Origin of the sequence: Roseovarius sp. THAF9, from assembly GCF_009363715.1 — a bacterium.
In the GTDB taxonomy this organism is placed as follows: domain Bacteria; phylum Pseudomonadota; class Alphaproteobacteria; order Rhodobacterales; family Rhodobacteraceae; genus Roseovarius.
Genome location: NZ_CP045404.1, coordinates 775,872 through 790,865, shown reverse-complemented (window position 1 = coordinate 790,865; position 14,994 = coordinate 775,872). Strand labels below are relative to the sequence as shown.

The 14,994-nt window shown below is 62.4% G+C and carries 14 protein-coding genes; 3 read left to right on the top strand and 11 right to left on the bottom strand.

Going from position 1 to position 14,994, the window contains the following annotated elements:
- Positions 1 to 111 precede the first annotated feature (111 nt).
- On the bottom strand, positions 112 to 1,641 hold the full coding sequence (locus FIU86_RS03960; RefSeq protein WP_152476913.1) for a cryptochrome/photolyase family protein: 1,530 nt from the start codon (positions 1,639 to 1,641) through the stop codon (positions 112 to 114).
- Complete coding sequence (locus FIU86_RS03955; RefSeq protein ID WP_152473878.1) at positions 1,635 to 2,300, bottom strand: SDR family NAD(P)-dependent oxidoreductase; 666 nt, start codon at positions 2,298 to 2,300, stop codon at positions 1,635 to 1,637. Before FIU86_RS03955 ends, FIU86_RS03960 begins: the two co-directional genes overlap by 7 nt.
- Before the next feature lie 263 nt (positions 2,301 to 2,563).
- On the opposite strand from FIU86_RS03955, the gene FIU86_RS03950 reads away from it, so the two are divergent.
- On the top strand, positions 2,564 to 4,129 hold the full coding sequence (locus FIU86_RS03950; RefSeq protein WP_152473877.1) for a 2-isopropylmalate synthase: 1,566 nt from the start codon (positions 2,564 to 2,566) through the stop codon (positions 4,127 to 4,129).
- A 159-nt stretch (positions 4,130 to 4,288) separates the two neighbouring features.
- Here FIU86_RS03950 and FIU86_RS03945 read toward each other — a convergent pair whose 3' ends face one another.
- A complete protein-coding gene (locus FIU86_RS03945; protein ID WP_152473876.1) occupies positions 4,289 to 5,311 on the bottom strand; it encodes a Fe(3+) ABC transporter substrate-binding protein in 1,023 nt (340 codons plus the stop codon).
- Between the two features lie 198 nt (positions 5,312 to 5,509).
- Here FIU86_RS03945 and FIU86_RS03940 point away from each other — a divergent pair, with 198 nt between their 5' ends.
- Positions 5,510 to 7,408 (top strand): acyl-CoA synthetase, encoded by a 1,899-nt coding sequence (locus FIU86_RS03940; RefSeq protein ID WP_152473875.1) that lies wholly within the window; start codon positions 5,510 to 5,512, stop codon positions 7,406 to 7,408.
- Positions 7,409 to 7,581: 173 nt separating this feature from the next.
- Positions 7,582 to 7,926, top strand: coding sequence for an Hsp20/alpha crystallin family protein (locus FIU86_RS03935; RefSeq protein ID WP_254703934.1), 345 nt, complete (start codon positions 7,582 to 7,584; stop codon positions 7,924 to 7,926).
- A gap of 36 nt (positions 7,927 to 7,962) precedes the next feature.
- Here FIU86_RS03935 and FIU86_RS03930 read toward each other — a convergent pair whose 3' ends face one another.
- The 8 genes from FIU86_RS03930 to FIU86_RS03895 form a co-directional block, all read right to left on the bottom strand.
- Entirely contained in the window at positions 7,963 to 8,637 is a 675-nt protein-coding gene (locus tag FIU86_RS03930; RefSeq protein WP_152473873.1) for a nitroreductase, read from the bottom strand.
- Positions 8,634 to 9,737 carry a TFIIB-type zinc finger domain-containing protein gene (locus FIU86_RS03925; RefSeq protein ID WP_152473872.1) on the bottom strand — a complete coding sequence of 368 codons (1,104 nt, stop codon included), beginning with the start codon at positions 9,735 to 9,737 and terminating at the stop codon, positions 8,634 to 8,636. The genes FIU86_RS03930 and FIU86_RS03925 overlap by 4 nt, the downstream gene beginning before the upstream one ends.
- 4 nt (positions 9,738 to 9,741) lie before the next feature.
- Complete coding sequence (locus FIU86_RS03920) at positions 9,742 to 10,122, bottom strand: hypothetical protein (protein ID WP_254703933.1); 381 nt, start codon at positions 10,120 to 10,122, stop codon at positions 9,742 to 9,744.
- Between the two features lie 59 nt (positions 10,123 to 10,181).
- Positions 10,182 to 11,312: an SPFH domain-containing protein gene (locus FIU86_RS03915; RefSeq protein ID WP_152473870.1), complete on the bottom strand. Its 1,131-nt coding sequence runs from the start codon at positions 11,310 to 11,312 to the stop codon at positions 10,182 to 10,184.
- A gap of 98 nt (positions 11,313 to 11,410) precedes the next feature.
- Positions 11,411 to 12,352 carry a DUF2927 domain-containing protein gene (locus FIU86_RS03910; RefSeq protein ID WP_254703932.1) on the bottom strand — a complete coding sequence of 314 codons (942 nt, stop codon included), beginning with the start codon at positions 12,350 to 12,352 and terminating at the stop codon, positions 11,411 to 11,413.
- Positions 12,353 to 12,376: 24 nt separating this feature from the next.
- Complete coding sequence (locus FIU86_RS03905; protein ID WP_152473869.1) at positions 12,377 to 13,573, bottom strand: toxic anion resistance protein; 1,197 nt, start codon at positions 13,571 to 13,573, stop codon at positions 12,377 to 12,379.
- A 2-nt stretch (positions 13,574 to 13,575) separates the two neighbouring features.
- The gene (locus FIU86_RS03900) at positions 13,576 to 14,493 is read right to left on the bottom strand and encodes a 5-bromo-4-chloroindolyl phosphate hydrolysis family protein (RefSeq protein ID WP_152473868.1); all 918 of its coding nucleotides are present in this window, start codon (positions 14,491 to 14,493) and stop codon (positions 13,576 to 13,578) included.
- A 5-nt stretch (positions 14,494 to 14,498) separates the two neighbouring features.
- The gene (locus FIU86_RS03895) at positions 14,499 to 14,714 is read right to left on the bottom strand and encodes a hypothetical protein (protein WP_152473867.1); all 216 of its coding nucleotides are present in this window, start codon (positions 14,712 to 14,714) and stop codon (positions 14,499 to 14,501) included.
- Positions 14,715 to 14,994 lie beyond the last annotated feature (280 nt).

The following is a 14,994-nucleotide window of genomic DNA, read 5'->3' as shown; positions in this document are numbered from 1 at the left end:
AACCCGGCAAAACGCTAGAATTCGCACCGTCGCGATACCACCAGGATACCGACGCAATACCGACATCCCAATTTCGCCGCTATTCGCGCCCTTAACTTTTGAGTCGCGCCCTCAAACGACCTCTCCCGCATCCAGCCGATCGAGGATGCGTTTCGCCCCTTTTAGAACGGCCTCCTTGCGATCATCCTTCATCCGGTCCCAGGTGGCATACATCTGCCCCATGCGCGGATTGTTCGAGAACTTTTCCCGGTGCCGCACAAGAAAATCCCAATACAACAGGTTGAAAGGACACGCCTTTTCGCCTGTTTTCTCCTTGACGGAATAGGCGCAGGAACCGCAATAGTCCGACATCTTGTCGATGTAATTGCCCGAACTCACATAAGGCTTCGACGCGATGATCCCGTCATCGGCAAACTGGCTCATCCCGATCACGTTGGGCGCCTCCACCCATTCATAGGCATCATGGTAAACCGCCAGGTACCACTCGTGCACCTGGTGCGGATCCACCCCCGCCAGAAGGGCGAAATTGCCCGTCACCATCAGTCTTTGGATGTGATGCGCATAGGCCAATTCCCGTGTCTGATCAACGGCATGAGCGACACAATTCATATGCGTCTCGCCACCCCAATACATCCACGGCAAGTCCCTCTTGTGCCCCAGCGCATTGCGCGTGGCATAGTCCGGACCTTCCCGAAAATAGATCCCCCGAACATATTCCCGCCAGCCGATGATCTGCCGGATGAAGCCTTCAGCCGCATTGATCGGCACGTTCCCGGCCTTCCATTCTTCTTCCACACGGGTGCAGATTTCCACAGGATCCAGCAGTCCGATGTTCAAATACTGCGATAACAGCGAATGGTGGAGGAACCGGTCATCCTGCAACATCGCATCCTGATAATCGCCGAAGCAATCCAGCAAATTCTTGGCAAAATGGTCCAGTGCCCGCAGCGCCTGGCCACGTGTCACGGCATAGCTGAACGGCCGCAACGCGCCGAAATTATTGCCGAATTTCTCCTCGACCAGATCCAGAACCTCGTCCGTGACATCATCCGGCGTAAACTCCATGGGCTTCGAGCGCAGCATGTCGCCCGAGGCCGGCTTGCGGTTCTCATGGTCGTAATTCCACTTCTCACCCGCCGGTTCATCCCCGTCCATCATCAGCTCGGTCTTGCGGCGCATCTCACGATAGAAATACTCCATCCTCAAGGACTTGCGGCCCTCGGCCCATGTGTTGAACTCATCCAGCGAGGCCACGAACCTGTCATCGGGCAGCACCGTCACGGTCAGCGGGGCATCGTCCAGCGCTTCGACGAGCCGCCATTCCCCGGGCTGGGTCGCAATCACCTCGGTCGTGTCATGCTCCTGCCCCCGCCGCATCAACTCGCCGACGATGGATTTCGACGTGTCGTCATCGTCCAGCCGCGAATAGGCGACCTGCCATCCATCGTCCTGTAATTCCTGCGCAAAATGGCGCATGGCCGCGAAAATCAGCGCGATCTTTTTCGGGTGGTGACCCACGTAACTGGCCTCGTCCGCGACCTCGGCCATCACCACAAGGTCACGCTCCTTGTCCGCCTCGCGCAGCGCCGACAGGTTATTGCTCAGCTGGTCCCCCAGCACCAGGATCAGACGCTTCACCACGGCACCGGTTCCCCAGCCCAATCAAAGAATTGCCCGGTATTCTCGGGCGTTAGCCCCGCCAGCACATCCAGAAGGTTCTGCGCCGCCGCCTCGGGCGTTACCGTCTTATGCCCGCCCGCGAACTTCTCGGTAAGTGGCGTCTCCACCGTGCCGGGATGCAACGCCACGCAGATCGATTGCTTGTGCGTGCGGCTCAGTTCGATCGCCCCGCCATGGATCATCTGGTTCACAGCCGCCTTGGCCGTGCGATAGCTGTACCACCCGCCAAGACCGTTATCCCCGATCGACCCCACCCGCGCCGACAGGGCGGCAAACCGGCATTCCCGGTCGCGCGGCAGCAGCCGCACCGCATGTTTCAAGACCAAGGATGGTCCCACGCAATTTACTCGGAACTGCGCCTCCATGGCTTCAGCGCTCAATTCTTTCAAAGACTTCTCCGGGCCACGGCCATCCAACTCAAGCGCGCCCGTGGCCACGAAAACAAGGTCGAACTCGCCGTCCAAAGACCCCAGATGCGCTTCGACCGACGCCTCGTCCGTCACATCCAAACCGTCGCCGGACCGTGACAGCCTGGTCACCCGCACGTCACGCTTTTCCAACTCCGCCACGAGCGCGGACCCGATCCCGCCCGAGGCGCCTATCACCAATGCATCTTTCATGACGCCAAAAGCTAGCGGGCGGCAGACCAGCTTCAAGGCGCAATTCGCCGCCAGATCGGGGGTTTTCAAAGCCGCCCATCGTCCTTATGCTTGCCGCATGTCTAGGCGCTGCCATATCTCCGGCCTCGCAAGCCCCGTCCCTGCGGCTTGCCTTTCCGCGCGTCTGCTCCTAAGCCGCCTCTGAGCGTGCCCTGATCCGGCGCGACCGCTCAGAGGAGTAGCCTTTCGCGCCACAGGCTTAGGACCAAAATACGAGACATGACATGACCAATTCCGAACAGAACCGCGTGGTGATCTTCGACACCACCTTGCGCGACGGCGAACAGTCCCCCGGCGCCACCATGACCCATGCCGAGAAGTTGGAGATCGCCGGCTTGCTGGACGAAATGGGCGTCGACATTATCGAGGCGGGCTTTCCCATCGCGTCCGAGGGTGACTTCAGGGCCGTTTCCGAGATCGCCAAGAACTCCAAGGACAGCGTGATCTGCGGGCTGGCGCGCGCCAACCTCAAGGATATCGACCGCTGCTGGGACGCGGTGAAGCACGCCGCCCAGCCGCGCATCCACACCTTCATCGGCACCTCGCCCCTGCACCGCGCCATCCCGAACCTGAACAAGGACGAGATGGCCGAGCGCATCCACGAGACGGTGACCCACGCCCGCAACCTCTGTGACAACGTTCAATGGTCTCCGATGGATGCCACCCGGACGGAATGGGATTACCTTGCCCGCGTCGTGGAAATCGCGATCAAGGCCGGGGCCACCACGATCAATATCCCCGATACCGTGGGCTACACCGCGCCGGTAGAAAGCGCCGACCTCATCCGCCGCCTGATCGCCGAAGTGCCCGGTGCCGACGAGGTGGTCTTTGCCACGCACTGCCACAACGACCTGGGCATGGCCACGGCCAACTCGCTGGCCGCCGTCGAAGGCGGCGCGCGGCAAATTGAATGCACGATCAATGGCTTGGGCGAACGCGCGGGCAACACCGCGCTGGAAGAAGTGGTGATGGCGATGAAGGTCCGCAACGACATCATCCCCTATCACACCCGCATCGACTCCACCAAGATCATGCACCTGTCGCGCCGGGTCGCCACCGTGTCGGGTTTTCAGGTGCAGCCCAACAAGGCCATCGTCGGCAAGAACGCCTTTGCCCACGAATCCGGCATCCACCAGGACGGCATGCTCAAGAATGCCGAGACGTTCGAGATCATGCGCCCCGAGGATGTTGGCCTGACCGAGACCAACATCGTCATGGGCAAGCACTCCGGCCGCGCTGCATTGCGATCGAAGCTGAAAAACCTTGGGATTGACCTGGCCGAGAACCAGCTTGGCGATGTCTTCGTACGGTTCAAGGAACTGGCCGACCGCAAGAAAGAGGTGTTCGACGAAGACCTGATCGCGCTGGTCACCGCCGGTGAGGATGCCGAGAATGATCGCCTTGTGCTGAAATCCCTGCGCGTGGTCTGCGGCACCGGGGGGCAGGCCGAGGCCGAGATGGTCATGTCCATCGACGGGGCCGAGAAATCCGCGACACAACAGGGCGACGGCCCCGTCGACGCCACTTTCAGGGCCGTGCGCGAATTGCATCCCAATGACGCCCACCTGTCGCTCTATCAGGTCCACGCCGTGACCGAGGGCACCGACGCGCAGGCGACCGTCTCCGTCCGGCTGGAGGAAGGCGGCAACATCGCCACGGGCCAATCGGCGGACACCGACACCGTGGTCGCGAGTGCCAAGGCGTATATCAACGCCCTTAACCGTCTTCTGACCCGCCGTGCAAAGCTCGGTGAGGACGAAAAGGAAGTCAGCTACAAGGACGTCAGCTGACCACAGCGCCTCGCCCGGATAAGACCGGGCGAGGCAGCCAGGCAGGAGGCTGGCGCGCGGCTTATAACCGAGCACACTCCGAAAACTCAGCGGATGTTCCTGCAAAAGAAAGCGGCGCCCCCGATTGGGGACGCCGCATAAAATGCCTGCTCGAATTGCTTAGTCCCAGCCGACCGCGTTGAACAGTTCCTGCGCCTTTGCCGCGTTCCGGCTGAAGGCCGCAGTGGGCGTGGTCTCGTCCGCCTTGAAGTCACCCAGGCGCTCGGTCGTCGCCGTGCCCGGTGCGTCCTCGACGGCGGGGTATTCGTGATTGCCCGTCGCAAGGTTGGTCTGCGCGGTGTCGCTGGTGAAATATTCCATCAGCTTCATTGCGTTTTCCGGGTTCGGCGCCGTCTTCAGCATCGCCGCGGTGGACAGGTTGACGTGCGTGCCGCGCCCGTCCTGGTTCGGCCAGACCCAGCCGATCTTGTCGATATCGTCGCTCAGGCCCTCGACGTCCGACTCAAATCCGCGCACGAAGTAGTAGTGGTTGCCCACTGCCACTTCACACTCGCCCGAAACAATCCCGCGCAGCTGGTCGGTGTCGCCGCCCTGCGGGTCCCGTGCCATGTTGTTGACGATGCCCTGCGCCCATTCCTTGGCCGCTTCCTCGCCGTGGGTTTCGATGATCGAGGCCATCAGCGACTGGTTGTAGATGTTCGAGGACGACCGGATGCAGATCTTGCCTTCCCAAGCGGGATCGGCCAGCTCTTCATAGGTCTGCGGTGGGTTTTCCACCTTTTCCTTGTCGTAATAGATGATGCGCGCGCGCTGGGCGATGCCGTACCAAAGATTCTCGGGATGCTCGAGGTGATCGGGAATGCGGTCCTCGATGGTTTGCGACTCGTATGCGGCCAGCAGGTCCAGCTCCTCGGCCCGCGCCATGCGGCCCGCGTCCACGGTGATCAGCACGTCGGCGGGGCTGTTCTCGCCTTCCGCTTCCAGCCGCGCGATCAACTCGTCCGCATCGGCCTCGATCCGGTTCACGGTAATCCCCGTTTCCTCGGTGAATGCGTCATAGAGCGCTTCGTCGGTGTCGTAGTGACGCGAGGAATACACGTTCACCTCCTGCGCGACGGCGGGCACGGCCACACCAGTCAGCGCCAAGGCGGCAACGAGGGAACGAGAGGTCAGATAAGCCATCAACAAACAGCCTTTCTTTTTCTGAGTGAATTTGTAAGCCATTGATGAATTTTCCGACAAAAAGAGTCAAGAGACGTTTTGACGACCCGGCAAGCAACAAGAAAACGCAGCGTAAAACTTGCGCGCCCTGCAATTCGTGATCATGCTGCCCGGACGGGAGAATAGGGCGCATGACGACGCGCCGCGGGAGGAGACAACATGACATTTTCCACACGTCACGACGTGATCGGTATCCAAGACGAAATGCCGTGGGAGGCACGTGACCTGCCCAACACGGTGCACCAGATGCTAGCCGATACCGCAACCGCCTTCCCGGATCGTCCGGCCGTCAGTTACCAACTTCTGTCGGGGCCCACCGACAAGGCACAGACGCTGACCTGGTCCGAATTTCATGAGCGTGTCTGCCAGGCGGCCAACCTCTTCCGCAGTCTGAAGATTGCCGAGGATGACGTGATCGCGCTCGTCATGCCCAACTGCCTTGAGACTGCCATCGCCACGATTGGCGCCATGGTCGCGGGCATCGCCAACCCGATCAACCCGCTGTTGGAGCCCGAACAGATCGGTGCCATCCTGCGCGAAACCGACGCCCGCGTCGTGGTGACCCTGCGGTCCTTCCCGAAAACCGACGTGGCTCAGAAAATGGCCGAGGCCGTGCGCAACGCGCCGCGCGTGCATACCGTGCTGGAGGTCGATCTTGTCAGCTACCTGACGCCCCCGAAAAGCTGGATCGTCCCACTGATCCGTCCCAAGAACCCCGACAACCACCACGCCGACGTGAAGAACTTCAATGCCGAGGCGCGCAAGCATCCCAAGACGCTGTCTTTCGAGGACAAGCAGGCCGACCGCGTTGCCGCCTATTTCCACACCGGCGGCACCACCGGCATGCCCAAGGTCGCGCAGCACAAGTATTCCGGCATGGTCTATAACGGCTGGCTGGGCCATCGCCTGCTCTTTGACGAACATGACAGCATCATGTGCCCGCTGCCGCTGTTTCACGTTTTCGCCTGCCACGTGATCCTGATGGCGATGATCAAGTCCGGCGCGCATGTGGTCTTCCCCACCCCCGCCGGGTATCGCGGCGACGGCGTATTCGACAATTTCTGGAAGCTGCTGGAACGCTGGGGCACGACCTTTGTCATCACCGTCCCCACCGCCACCGCCGCGCTGATGCAGCGCAAGGTGAATGCCGACATCTCCAAGGTGAAGAACGCCTTCTCGGGTTCCGCGCCCATGCCGCTGGAACTCTTCAAGCGGTTCGAATCCGCCACGGGCATGACCGTGATCGAAGGCTATGGCCTGACCGAGGCCACCTGCCTTGTCTCCTGCAACCCGCCAACCGGCGAGAAGAAAGTCGGCAGCGTCGGCGTTCCCCTGCCCTATACCGACGTGAAAATCTACAAGACCGACGGCACCGAATGCAGCCCTGACGAGGTGGGCGAGATCTGCATCGCCAACCCGGGCGTCTTTGCCGGCAACACCTATACCGAAGCGGCGAAGAACAAGGACCTCTATCATCACGAGGTCTATCTGCGTACCGGCGACTTGGGCCGGATCGACGGTGACGGCTACCTCTGGATCACCGGGCGCGCGAAGGACCTGATCATTCGCGGTGGCCACAACATTGACCCCGCGGATATCGAAGAGGCGCTGATGGCCCATGCCGAGGTCGCGGGCGCGGGTGCCATCGGCCAGCCCGACGCGCATTCCGGCGAACTACCTTGCGCCTATGTCGAACTGGTCGACGGCGGCTCGGTCGACGCCGAGGCCCTGCGCGAGCATTGCAAGGTCCACGTCCACGAACGCGCGGCCATCCCGAAATATATCGAGGTGCTGGACGAGCTACCCAAGACCGCCGTCGGCAAGGTGTTCAAGCCTGACCTGCGCAAGCGGGCGATCACCCGGGTCTATAACGCGGCGCTGGCCGAGGCAGGCATCAACGCCGAGGTGACCGAGGTGATCGACGACAAAAAGCGCGGCCTCGTGGCCCGCCTGTCGAAAACCGGCGATGCGGACGAGGCCGCCATCTCGCAATGCCTGGGCGAATTCACCCGCCCCTGGGAGTGGGATGACACCAAGACCAGCGCCAACGCAGCGTGATACACGGCATTTGACCGGGATCAAGGCAGCGTCCTGCAAGTTGCATATAAAGTCCTTCCGCCCGTGCCATTCCGGCGCGGGCTATGGAAAGGAGTTTTGCAATGGTTGAAAAGTCTCAATCCACCGGTTTGTGGCCTGCCTTTTATGAACCCTTCCGGCATTTCGGAACCCGCATGGCTGAATGGCTTTCGCCAGCCTCCGACGCCAAAGCCGACAAGGACACCTACCGTATCCAGATGGAGCTTCCCGGTGTGGAGGAGAAAGACATCGAGCTGTCGATCCATGATGGTATCGTGACCGTAAAGGGCGAGAAATCCGCCGAACGCGAAGAGAAAGGCGACACTTGGTTCTTTTCCGAACGTCAGTTCGGCTCGTTCAGCCGCACCTTTCGCCTGCCCGCCGACGCGGATGGCGACAAGGTCGATGCCGCGCTGAAGGACGGCGTGCTGACCATCACAGTGCCCAAGACGACGCCCAAAGCGCCCGAGGCGCGCAAGGTGTCGATCAAGACGGCCTGATCGTGCGCATCGCGCCGGGGCGACCTCGCCCCGGCCTCAGCCTCTGAAGGACAGGATCGCACCGACGTCTTCGCGCTCGGTGCGGTACTGGTTCACCGGCTGCGTCTCGTCGGCATAGCCGAAGGAAATCGCGCACAGAATGGCATGGTCTTCCGGCAGGCCAAAATGTCGCCGGATCACATCCGGATAGGCCGCGACCGCCGCCTGCGCGATCGTTCCCAATCCTTCCGCCGTCGCCGCCAGCATGAAAGCGGTCAGGAAGCCGCCCGCATCCAGCGCACCATAGGGGCCCAAGACTTGCGGGATATGCAGGATGGCGACATGCGGCGCGTCGAACATCTCGAAATTCCGCATCGACTGCCGCGCCCGCGCCTCGCGATCCTCTCGCGCGATGCCGACCGCGTTGTAAAGCGCATAACCACAGGTCCGCCGCCGCTCGCCCAGTTCGCCGGGATAGCTTTCTGGCCAGTCCATATCCGGCCCCGGCTTTCCCGTCTGCACCTCCCTCAGCAAAGCCTGCCGGAACGCCCCCGTCTCCGTGCCCCGCGTCACCAAAAGTTCCCAAGGCTGTGTGTTGTTCCAACTTGCGGTGTGTCGCGCCGTGTCGACGGTCCGCTCGATCACAGCGTCCGCCACCGGATCGGGCCGGAAGGCGCGGCACGAATACCGCGCCTGCATCAGCCGCTTCAGGGTGTCACCATCCGCGCTCATTGGCTCATCGCCACGCCGTAACCCACCGCTGCCGCCACGATGACCCCGATCACCACGGCAATCGCGATCTTGATCGCCGAATAGGGCCGCTCGCCCTGCACCTTGCCGTTGCGACCGTTGACGACAAAGCGATAGGTTTCGCCCCTGTACTTGTACGCCGCCAGCCAGACCGGCAGTAGGATATGCTTGAACGTAACGTCGCTGACTGCCGTGTCGATGGAGTGAATCCTCTGACGGTCGCCACCGATGTCGAACCGCACGTCCCGCGCAATCCGGGCATCGATGATCTGCCGCGCCTGCATGAACCCGTCCTCCAACTCCACCTGATACCCCTCGGCCCGGAACCCGGCTAGGAACTCGGGACTGTAGGGCTGCAATTCGCCCAGCTCCCAAGGTTCCAGCGCATCCGTGTAGCGCTTCGGCAATGTCTTCGAGGCCAGCACCAGCACATCGTCGAAGAACCGCGCCACCCGGCCCCGCACAGGCGTCCAGCGGACCTTGGCCACCTGCACCTGCTCGCGCTTGCCGTCGCGCATCACCGTCCTGGTTTCGTAATAGACCGTGCCGCGCTCGCCGGTATAGCTGGACTTCGTGTCGGCATCATAGGTCCAGTAGGGCACGTAGATGCCCTGCATCCTGCGCCCCTTGCGGGCATAGTCCTGCAGCCCGTTGGGCGCGAACCACAGCCGGCCCAGCCACTCGGTCATGGCGCCCCGCGCCGCCTCCTCATCCACCTTGAACGGCAAGACGCCGCGCGGCTTGATATGCCGATGCGTGCCGGTATCCGTGACCACTGGCGTTGCGCAGAACGGGCACTCGCTTGCGTACACGGTCGCATCGAACTCCACCTGCGCGGCGCAGTTGGGGCAGGTCACGACGCGGGTCTCCTCGATCTCCGACGCGTCCAGCTCGCCCTTCACCGCAGCACCGAAATCCAGCTCTTTCAGAGGCGCGGCCCAGGGGCCCGCCTGCTCCATCTCGGCCTCGTTACCGCAATGGTCGCAGATCAGCTTTCCCGCCTGGGGATCAAACCTGAAATCGGCGCCGCACTGGTCGCAGGGAAAGCGGTGTTCTTGTTCGACGGTCGGCGAATCGAGCATATGGCTACAGGTACTTGTGGAATTTGGCCGGGATGATGCGGCGCAGCGCGCCGTCCCGCAAGGCCGTGTGACGCCAAAGGTGGAATATCGCGTGAAAGAGCGCCGCCGCGCCCAGCACCAGCAAGGCGGTCCGCGCCTCCGGCCCCGGCAAGGGCCGCTCCAGCGCGCCGGCGGCCAGTGCCACCACGGCCCAGGCCAGCAGAACGTACATGCCCCGGCTCAGCCACGGATGCGCGGTGCGCAACACGCCGTCCAGCGCCGGGCCCGGCCCCTTGTTCAGAAGGCCGAAACAAAGCCAAAGCAGGCACAGCGACCCGCCCGACACCACAAAGGCCCAGCCCAACACGCCGAAGATCTGGTCATCGACGGACAATAAAAGGTACAAAAGAACGCCGGTTGTCCAATGTAGAACCTGCGTGACCAACCGCCGTGCCTTGAATACCCTCACGCCCCGGGTGGCGGCGGCGGCAGGATGGTGAAGAGCTGGGCCAGTTCCTGCACGTCACCGGCTTTCAGCCAACCGTCCTGCCCGGCGGTCCAGACATGACTGTCCCGGGTCAGCTTTCCGTCGCTCGCCATCCGGCCCAAAGCCGCCTTGGAATAGGGTCCGTGGGTCTGGCCGTTTTCCGCGATATGCCAGACATGCTCAACCGGCGGCGGGGGCGGCGCGGGCGAGGCAGCCGGTGACGGCTGATGAGCGCTTGGCCCCCAAGGACCACCTTGCCCGGCCATCTGACCCGCCATCGCCATGCCCAGACCAGCCCCGATCCCGGCGCCCATGCCACCCCCGGCGCCGCCGGGGTTCTTGGCCGCCGCCGTCATTGCCTCGGCCGCCGAATACTGCGTGAACTTGCCCAAATCTCCGGCCAGGCCCATCGACGTGCGCTTGTCCAGCGCCTCTTCCACAGCGGGCGGCAGCGAGATGTTCTCGATATAGAATTCCGGAATGGTCAGCCCGTAGTCCGCCACCACGGCGGAAATCTCGGCGGCGACCAGCTTGCCCAGATCGGCGGTGTTGGCCGCCATGTCGAGTACCGGAATACCAGACCCCGCGATGATCCGGCTGAAGCTCTGCACGATGATGTTGCGGACCTGATAACTGATCTCGTCCATCGTGAATTCGCCATCCGTACCGACGATCTCGGTCAGGAACTTCGCCGGGTCCGTCACGCGCGTGCTGTAGGTGCCAAACGCCCGAATGCGCGTGGGCCCGAATTCCGGATCGCGCAGCATGATCGGGTTCTTCGTACCCCATTTGAGATCCGTGAAGCGCGTCGTGTTGACGAAATAGATTTCGGACTTGAACGGGCTTTGAAAGCCGTGATCCCAGTGCTGCAGCGTCGTCATGATCGGCATGTTGTTCGTCTCGAGCATGTAAAGCCCCGGCGTGAACACGTCCGCCAGTTGCCCCTCGTGCACGAAAACCGCGGCCTGCCCCTCGCGCACGGTCAGCTTGGCCCCGTACTTGATCTCGTGGCCGTGCCGCTCGAACCGCCAGACCATCGTGTCGCGGGTATCGTCGACCCAATGGATGACGTCGATGAATTCGCCTGAAAGAAAATCAAAAATGCCCATGGTAATCTCCGTGCGCTAGTTCCCGTCCGGCAAGCGGACATCTGCCTGTATCATAAACCCAAGCGGCGACGACGCCACAACCCTCGCCATCGCGCGCCTCACGACGCCCCCTTCTCAAACAGACGCCGCAGGATGGGTCGCGCCTCCTCCAGCCCCATTCCCGGCTTCAGGGCAGGATTGTAAAGCGCCTCCAGCAACATCTCGTCATGGGTCGTCAACAGCGCGAATTCCTCGTCGTCATTGAAGATCGAGGGCCGTGCCCGGGGGCTGTCATTGGTCAGGCCCAGACCTTGAGCTATTTCCTCGTGAATGCAGGCCAGCCGTTGCAGGTCGGTCAACTCCGACCGGATATAGGCCAGCGCAACGCCAAGATCGTTCTCGCTTCTGACTCCGGCGGAAATCACGAAACACTGGGTCGACCGCGGCAAGTTGGTGATGATCGCCAGGTTCGACTTGGCAATAGCCGGGATCACCTCCAACGCGCGTGCCCTAGATTGCGCCCTGTCATCATTGCTCATGAAAAGCACAACGAAGTTGGGCGAGGCATTACTGACCGTGATCGGATGGCCTGTGATCCGCGCAAGACGGCTGGCATATGCGGCCACCCGGGCGCGTTCGCTGGACTTTACATCCGCCGGCACGTTGCGACCGAACTCGACCCCGATCCGCACGGGACCGGTCCATTTCTTGATCGCTACCGGCCCGCTTTGGGACGGCAGCAAGCCCTTGTCGCGCTGGTATTCCTCGAAGAACCCGATCCGAACGAAGTTCCGCAAAAGGTCGTTGTCAGTGAACGGCGTGTCGACTCCACCTCCATCCCGGCGCATGAGCCCCTGCACGACAAGGTCGTTTTCAAGCCGACTGTAATATCGTGCAAGGTCTTGGCTGGCCTCAGACGGGCCGCTGGGCTGCGGCGCACGCACCATCGCGTTCGGGCGCGCCTGCGGCTTGGTCGGGGGATCCTCTGTAACCAGGTCATCGCATCCGGCCAGTGCAAGTGCACCAGCCAGCGCAAGGACGCCGGGGAAATATCGAAACAAGTTACGCAAGGCACCCACAACCGATCATGCCGGCACCGAGCCGCCGGTATTCTCGCCCACACCATCGCGGCGCGACTTGGCTGCAGCCAGCGTGTCGCGCAGTTCCTTTTCCATCGATTGCAGGTCCTGCTCGGCCTTGGCGCGTCGCGCCTTGCCCTCATCAGCGATTTGCAGGCTCTCCTCGATCGTGCCGATCAGGTCCGCATTGGCCTGCTTGACCGCTTCGATGTCGAAGACCCCTCGCTCCATCTCTTCGCGAATCGTCTTGTTGGCGTCCCGCAGGTTCTTGGCATTGGCCGTCAACAACTCGTTGGTCAGATCATTGGCCTCGTGCACCGCCGCAGCGGCCTCGGCGCTGCGCTGGATAGTGACGGCCTGCGCCAGCTGCGTCTCCCACAGCGGCACGGTGTTGACGAGCGTCGAGTTGATCTTGGTCACCAAGCTCTTGTCGTTCTCCTGAACCAGCCGGATCGACGGCAGCGACTGCATCGTGACCTGCCGCGTCAGCTTCAGGTCATGCACCCGGCGTTCCAGGTCGTCGCGTGCGGCGCGCAGGTCGCGCAATTCCTGCGCCTTCATCACCTGGTCGTCCTCGGGCGCGGCATTGACCTCGGCCTCCTTGGCCGGGATGTCGGTCTCGTCCAATTCCTTCAGCTTTTCCTCGCCCGCCGCGATGTAAAGCGCCAGTTCGTCGTAGAACTGCAGCGTCTTTTCGTACAGCAGATCCAGCGACTTGATGTCCTTAAGCAGGATATGCTCGTGCTTCAGAAGGTCGTCGGTGATCTTGTCAATCTGGCCCTGAACGTCCTCGAACCGCGCGGTGAACTTGGCGAAAGGCGCGGCCCGACCGATCAGCTTTTCCCACCACGATCGCTCGCGCCGCACATCCAGCTCGCTGACCGAAAAGCCCCGGATCGTGGTCACGATGCCGCGCAGGCTGTCGCCCGCCGGGCCCACGTCCTTGTTGCGCACGCCTTGCAGCATGGATTGCGAGATTTCCTGCAATTCCGCCTGCGCGGCCGACCCGAACGACACGATCGAATTGGTGTCGGCCATGTCGATCTCGTCCATCCGTTGCCGGATCTCGGCACCTACGGCGGGCTCCGCCTCGGACAGCGGCACCACGACGCCGGCCTCCTTCGGCTCGGGCAGAACCACGCGGTTCACTTCTTCCACTTCCGCCAGGGCGGCCTCGGCCTTCGTGCGTACGTCTTCTGACATGATCAATGTCCTTCCTGAAATTCCTGGGTCGTGTCATATCTGAGGCCCTCGCGCGCCAGCCTGTCGCGCAGAACCTCGATCTCGATCTCGAGATCGCTGTTGTTGTCGGCCAGAAGCGTCTTGGTCTTGGCCTCGAAATTCGCCTCAAGATCACCGAGCAATTCAAGATAATCCGCCTTCGCCTTCGGGTCGGGTGCCCGCGACTGGATATCGGCGAACTTCACCGTCGCGTCGCGCGCGCCCATCAGGTAGACGCCAAGGTACTTGCGCGTCGCCGTCAGATCGCGCGGGTCGTCCTCGACGGTGCGCAGCATGTCGCGCACGCTGACCTGGAACCGCTCCAATCGGGCCTCCGCCGTACGGTCCCCGGCCCGGCGGATCGCGTCGGACATGGCGCTCAGGTAGGTCTCGGCCTGGTCGACCACCCGCGCCACCCGGTCGGTCTGCAACCTGTCGACGCCTTCCATGCCCTTGTCTTTCATCGGGTCCAGCCCGAATGAAAAGACATGCAGCGCCGTCGTCACCACGCCAAAGATCACCGGCGCCACCAGCCCCGGCTCTGCCTTGTAGGCGGCCAGGGCAATCCCCAGCCCCGCCAGTACCGACGAGAAAAGTTTGCGTGGGATGCCTGGCCGTCGCGCCACCTTGCGTGTGTTATAGGCTGACTCCGCCTTCAGTCCGTCACGCAACAGCCACGCCGACAGGGCCAGCACCGCGGCGGAAACCACGCCAAGCGCCAGCCCGGTCGCGCCTGACGTCAGCGAGGTGAACAGGACCACCGCGGCAGGCACGAACATCAGGTTCGCCCGCGCGCCCGCCGGTTCGACCGTCGCGCCACGGTAGGAAGAGGTATCCCTCGGCTTCGCCACCTCAGAGCCGCCGCCATCGGGGCTATATTTTCCGCCGAACTTCCGTGCCATGCGCGTCACAACCCTCCCAGGAGGCCGCTGGTGACGCCCAGCATCACGATAAAAAGGGCCACGTAGGCGATTTTCTGCATGCTGGTTCCCCTCGTGGTGACCGCGATATCACGCCCGGTCGCGCCGGCATCACGTACCGCCCGCGCCACAGCAGACGTGGCTACCGCGGCCAGAGCAACCGCGGCAACAATCAAGAATACCAGCATGATAAGTCGCGTCATGCCGTGCCGACTCCCGCGTCCGATGTCGCATTTCTCTCCCGAAACTTAGGTTAACGCTTCGGGGGTTGCTAGGGGAAACATCGCAACCGCTTCCCGTGTTCCCGACGGCTCCACTCGTTTCGGGGCGCCCCCAAAAGCTTTCTCAAAGCTTTTGGCAAATCTTTTTCGACAAAAGATTTGCCCTGCCGTTACAGACTGGAGTCTCAAAGTTGGTTCACGTACGTCACGCCAGCAAAACCAATTGACCTCACACCGCCGGAATGGACGCCCATTCCTCCTT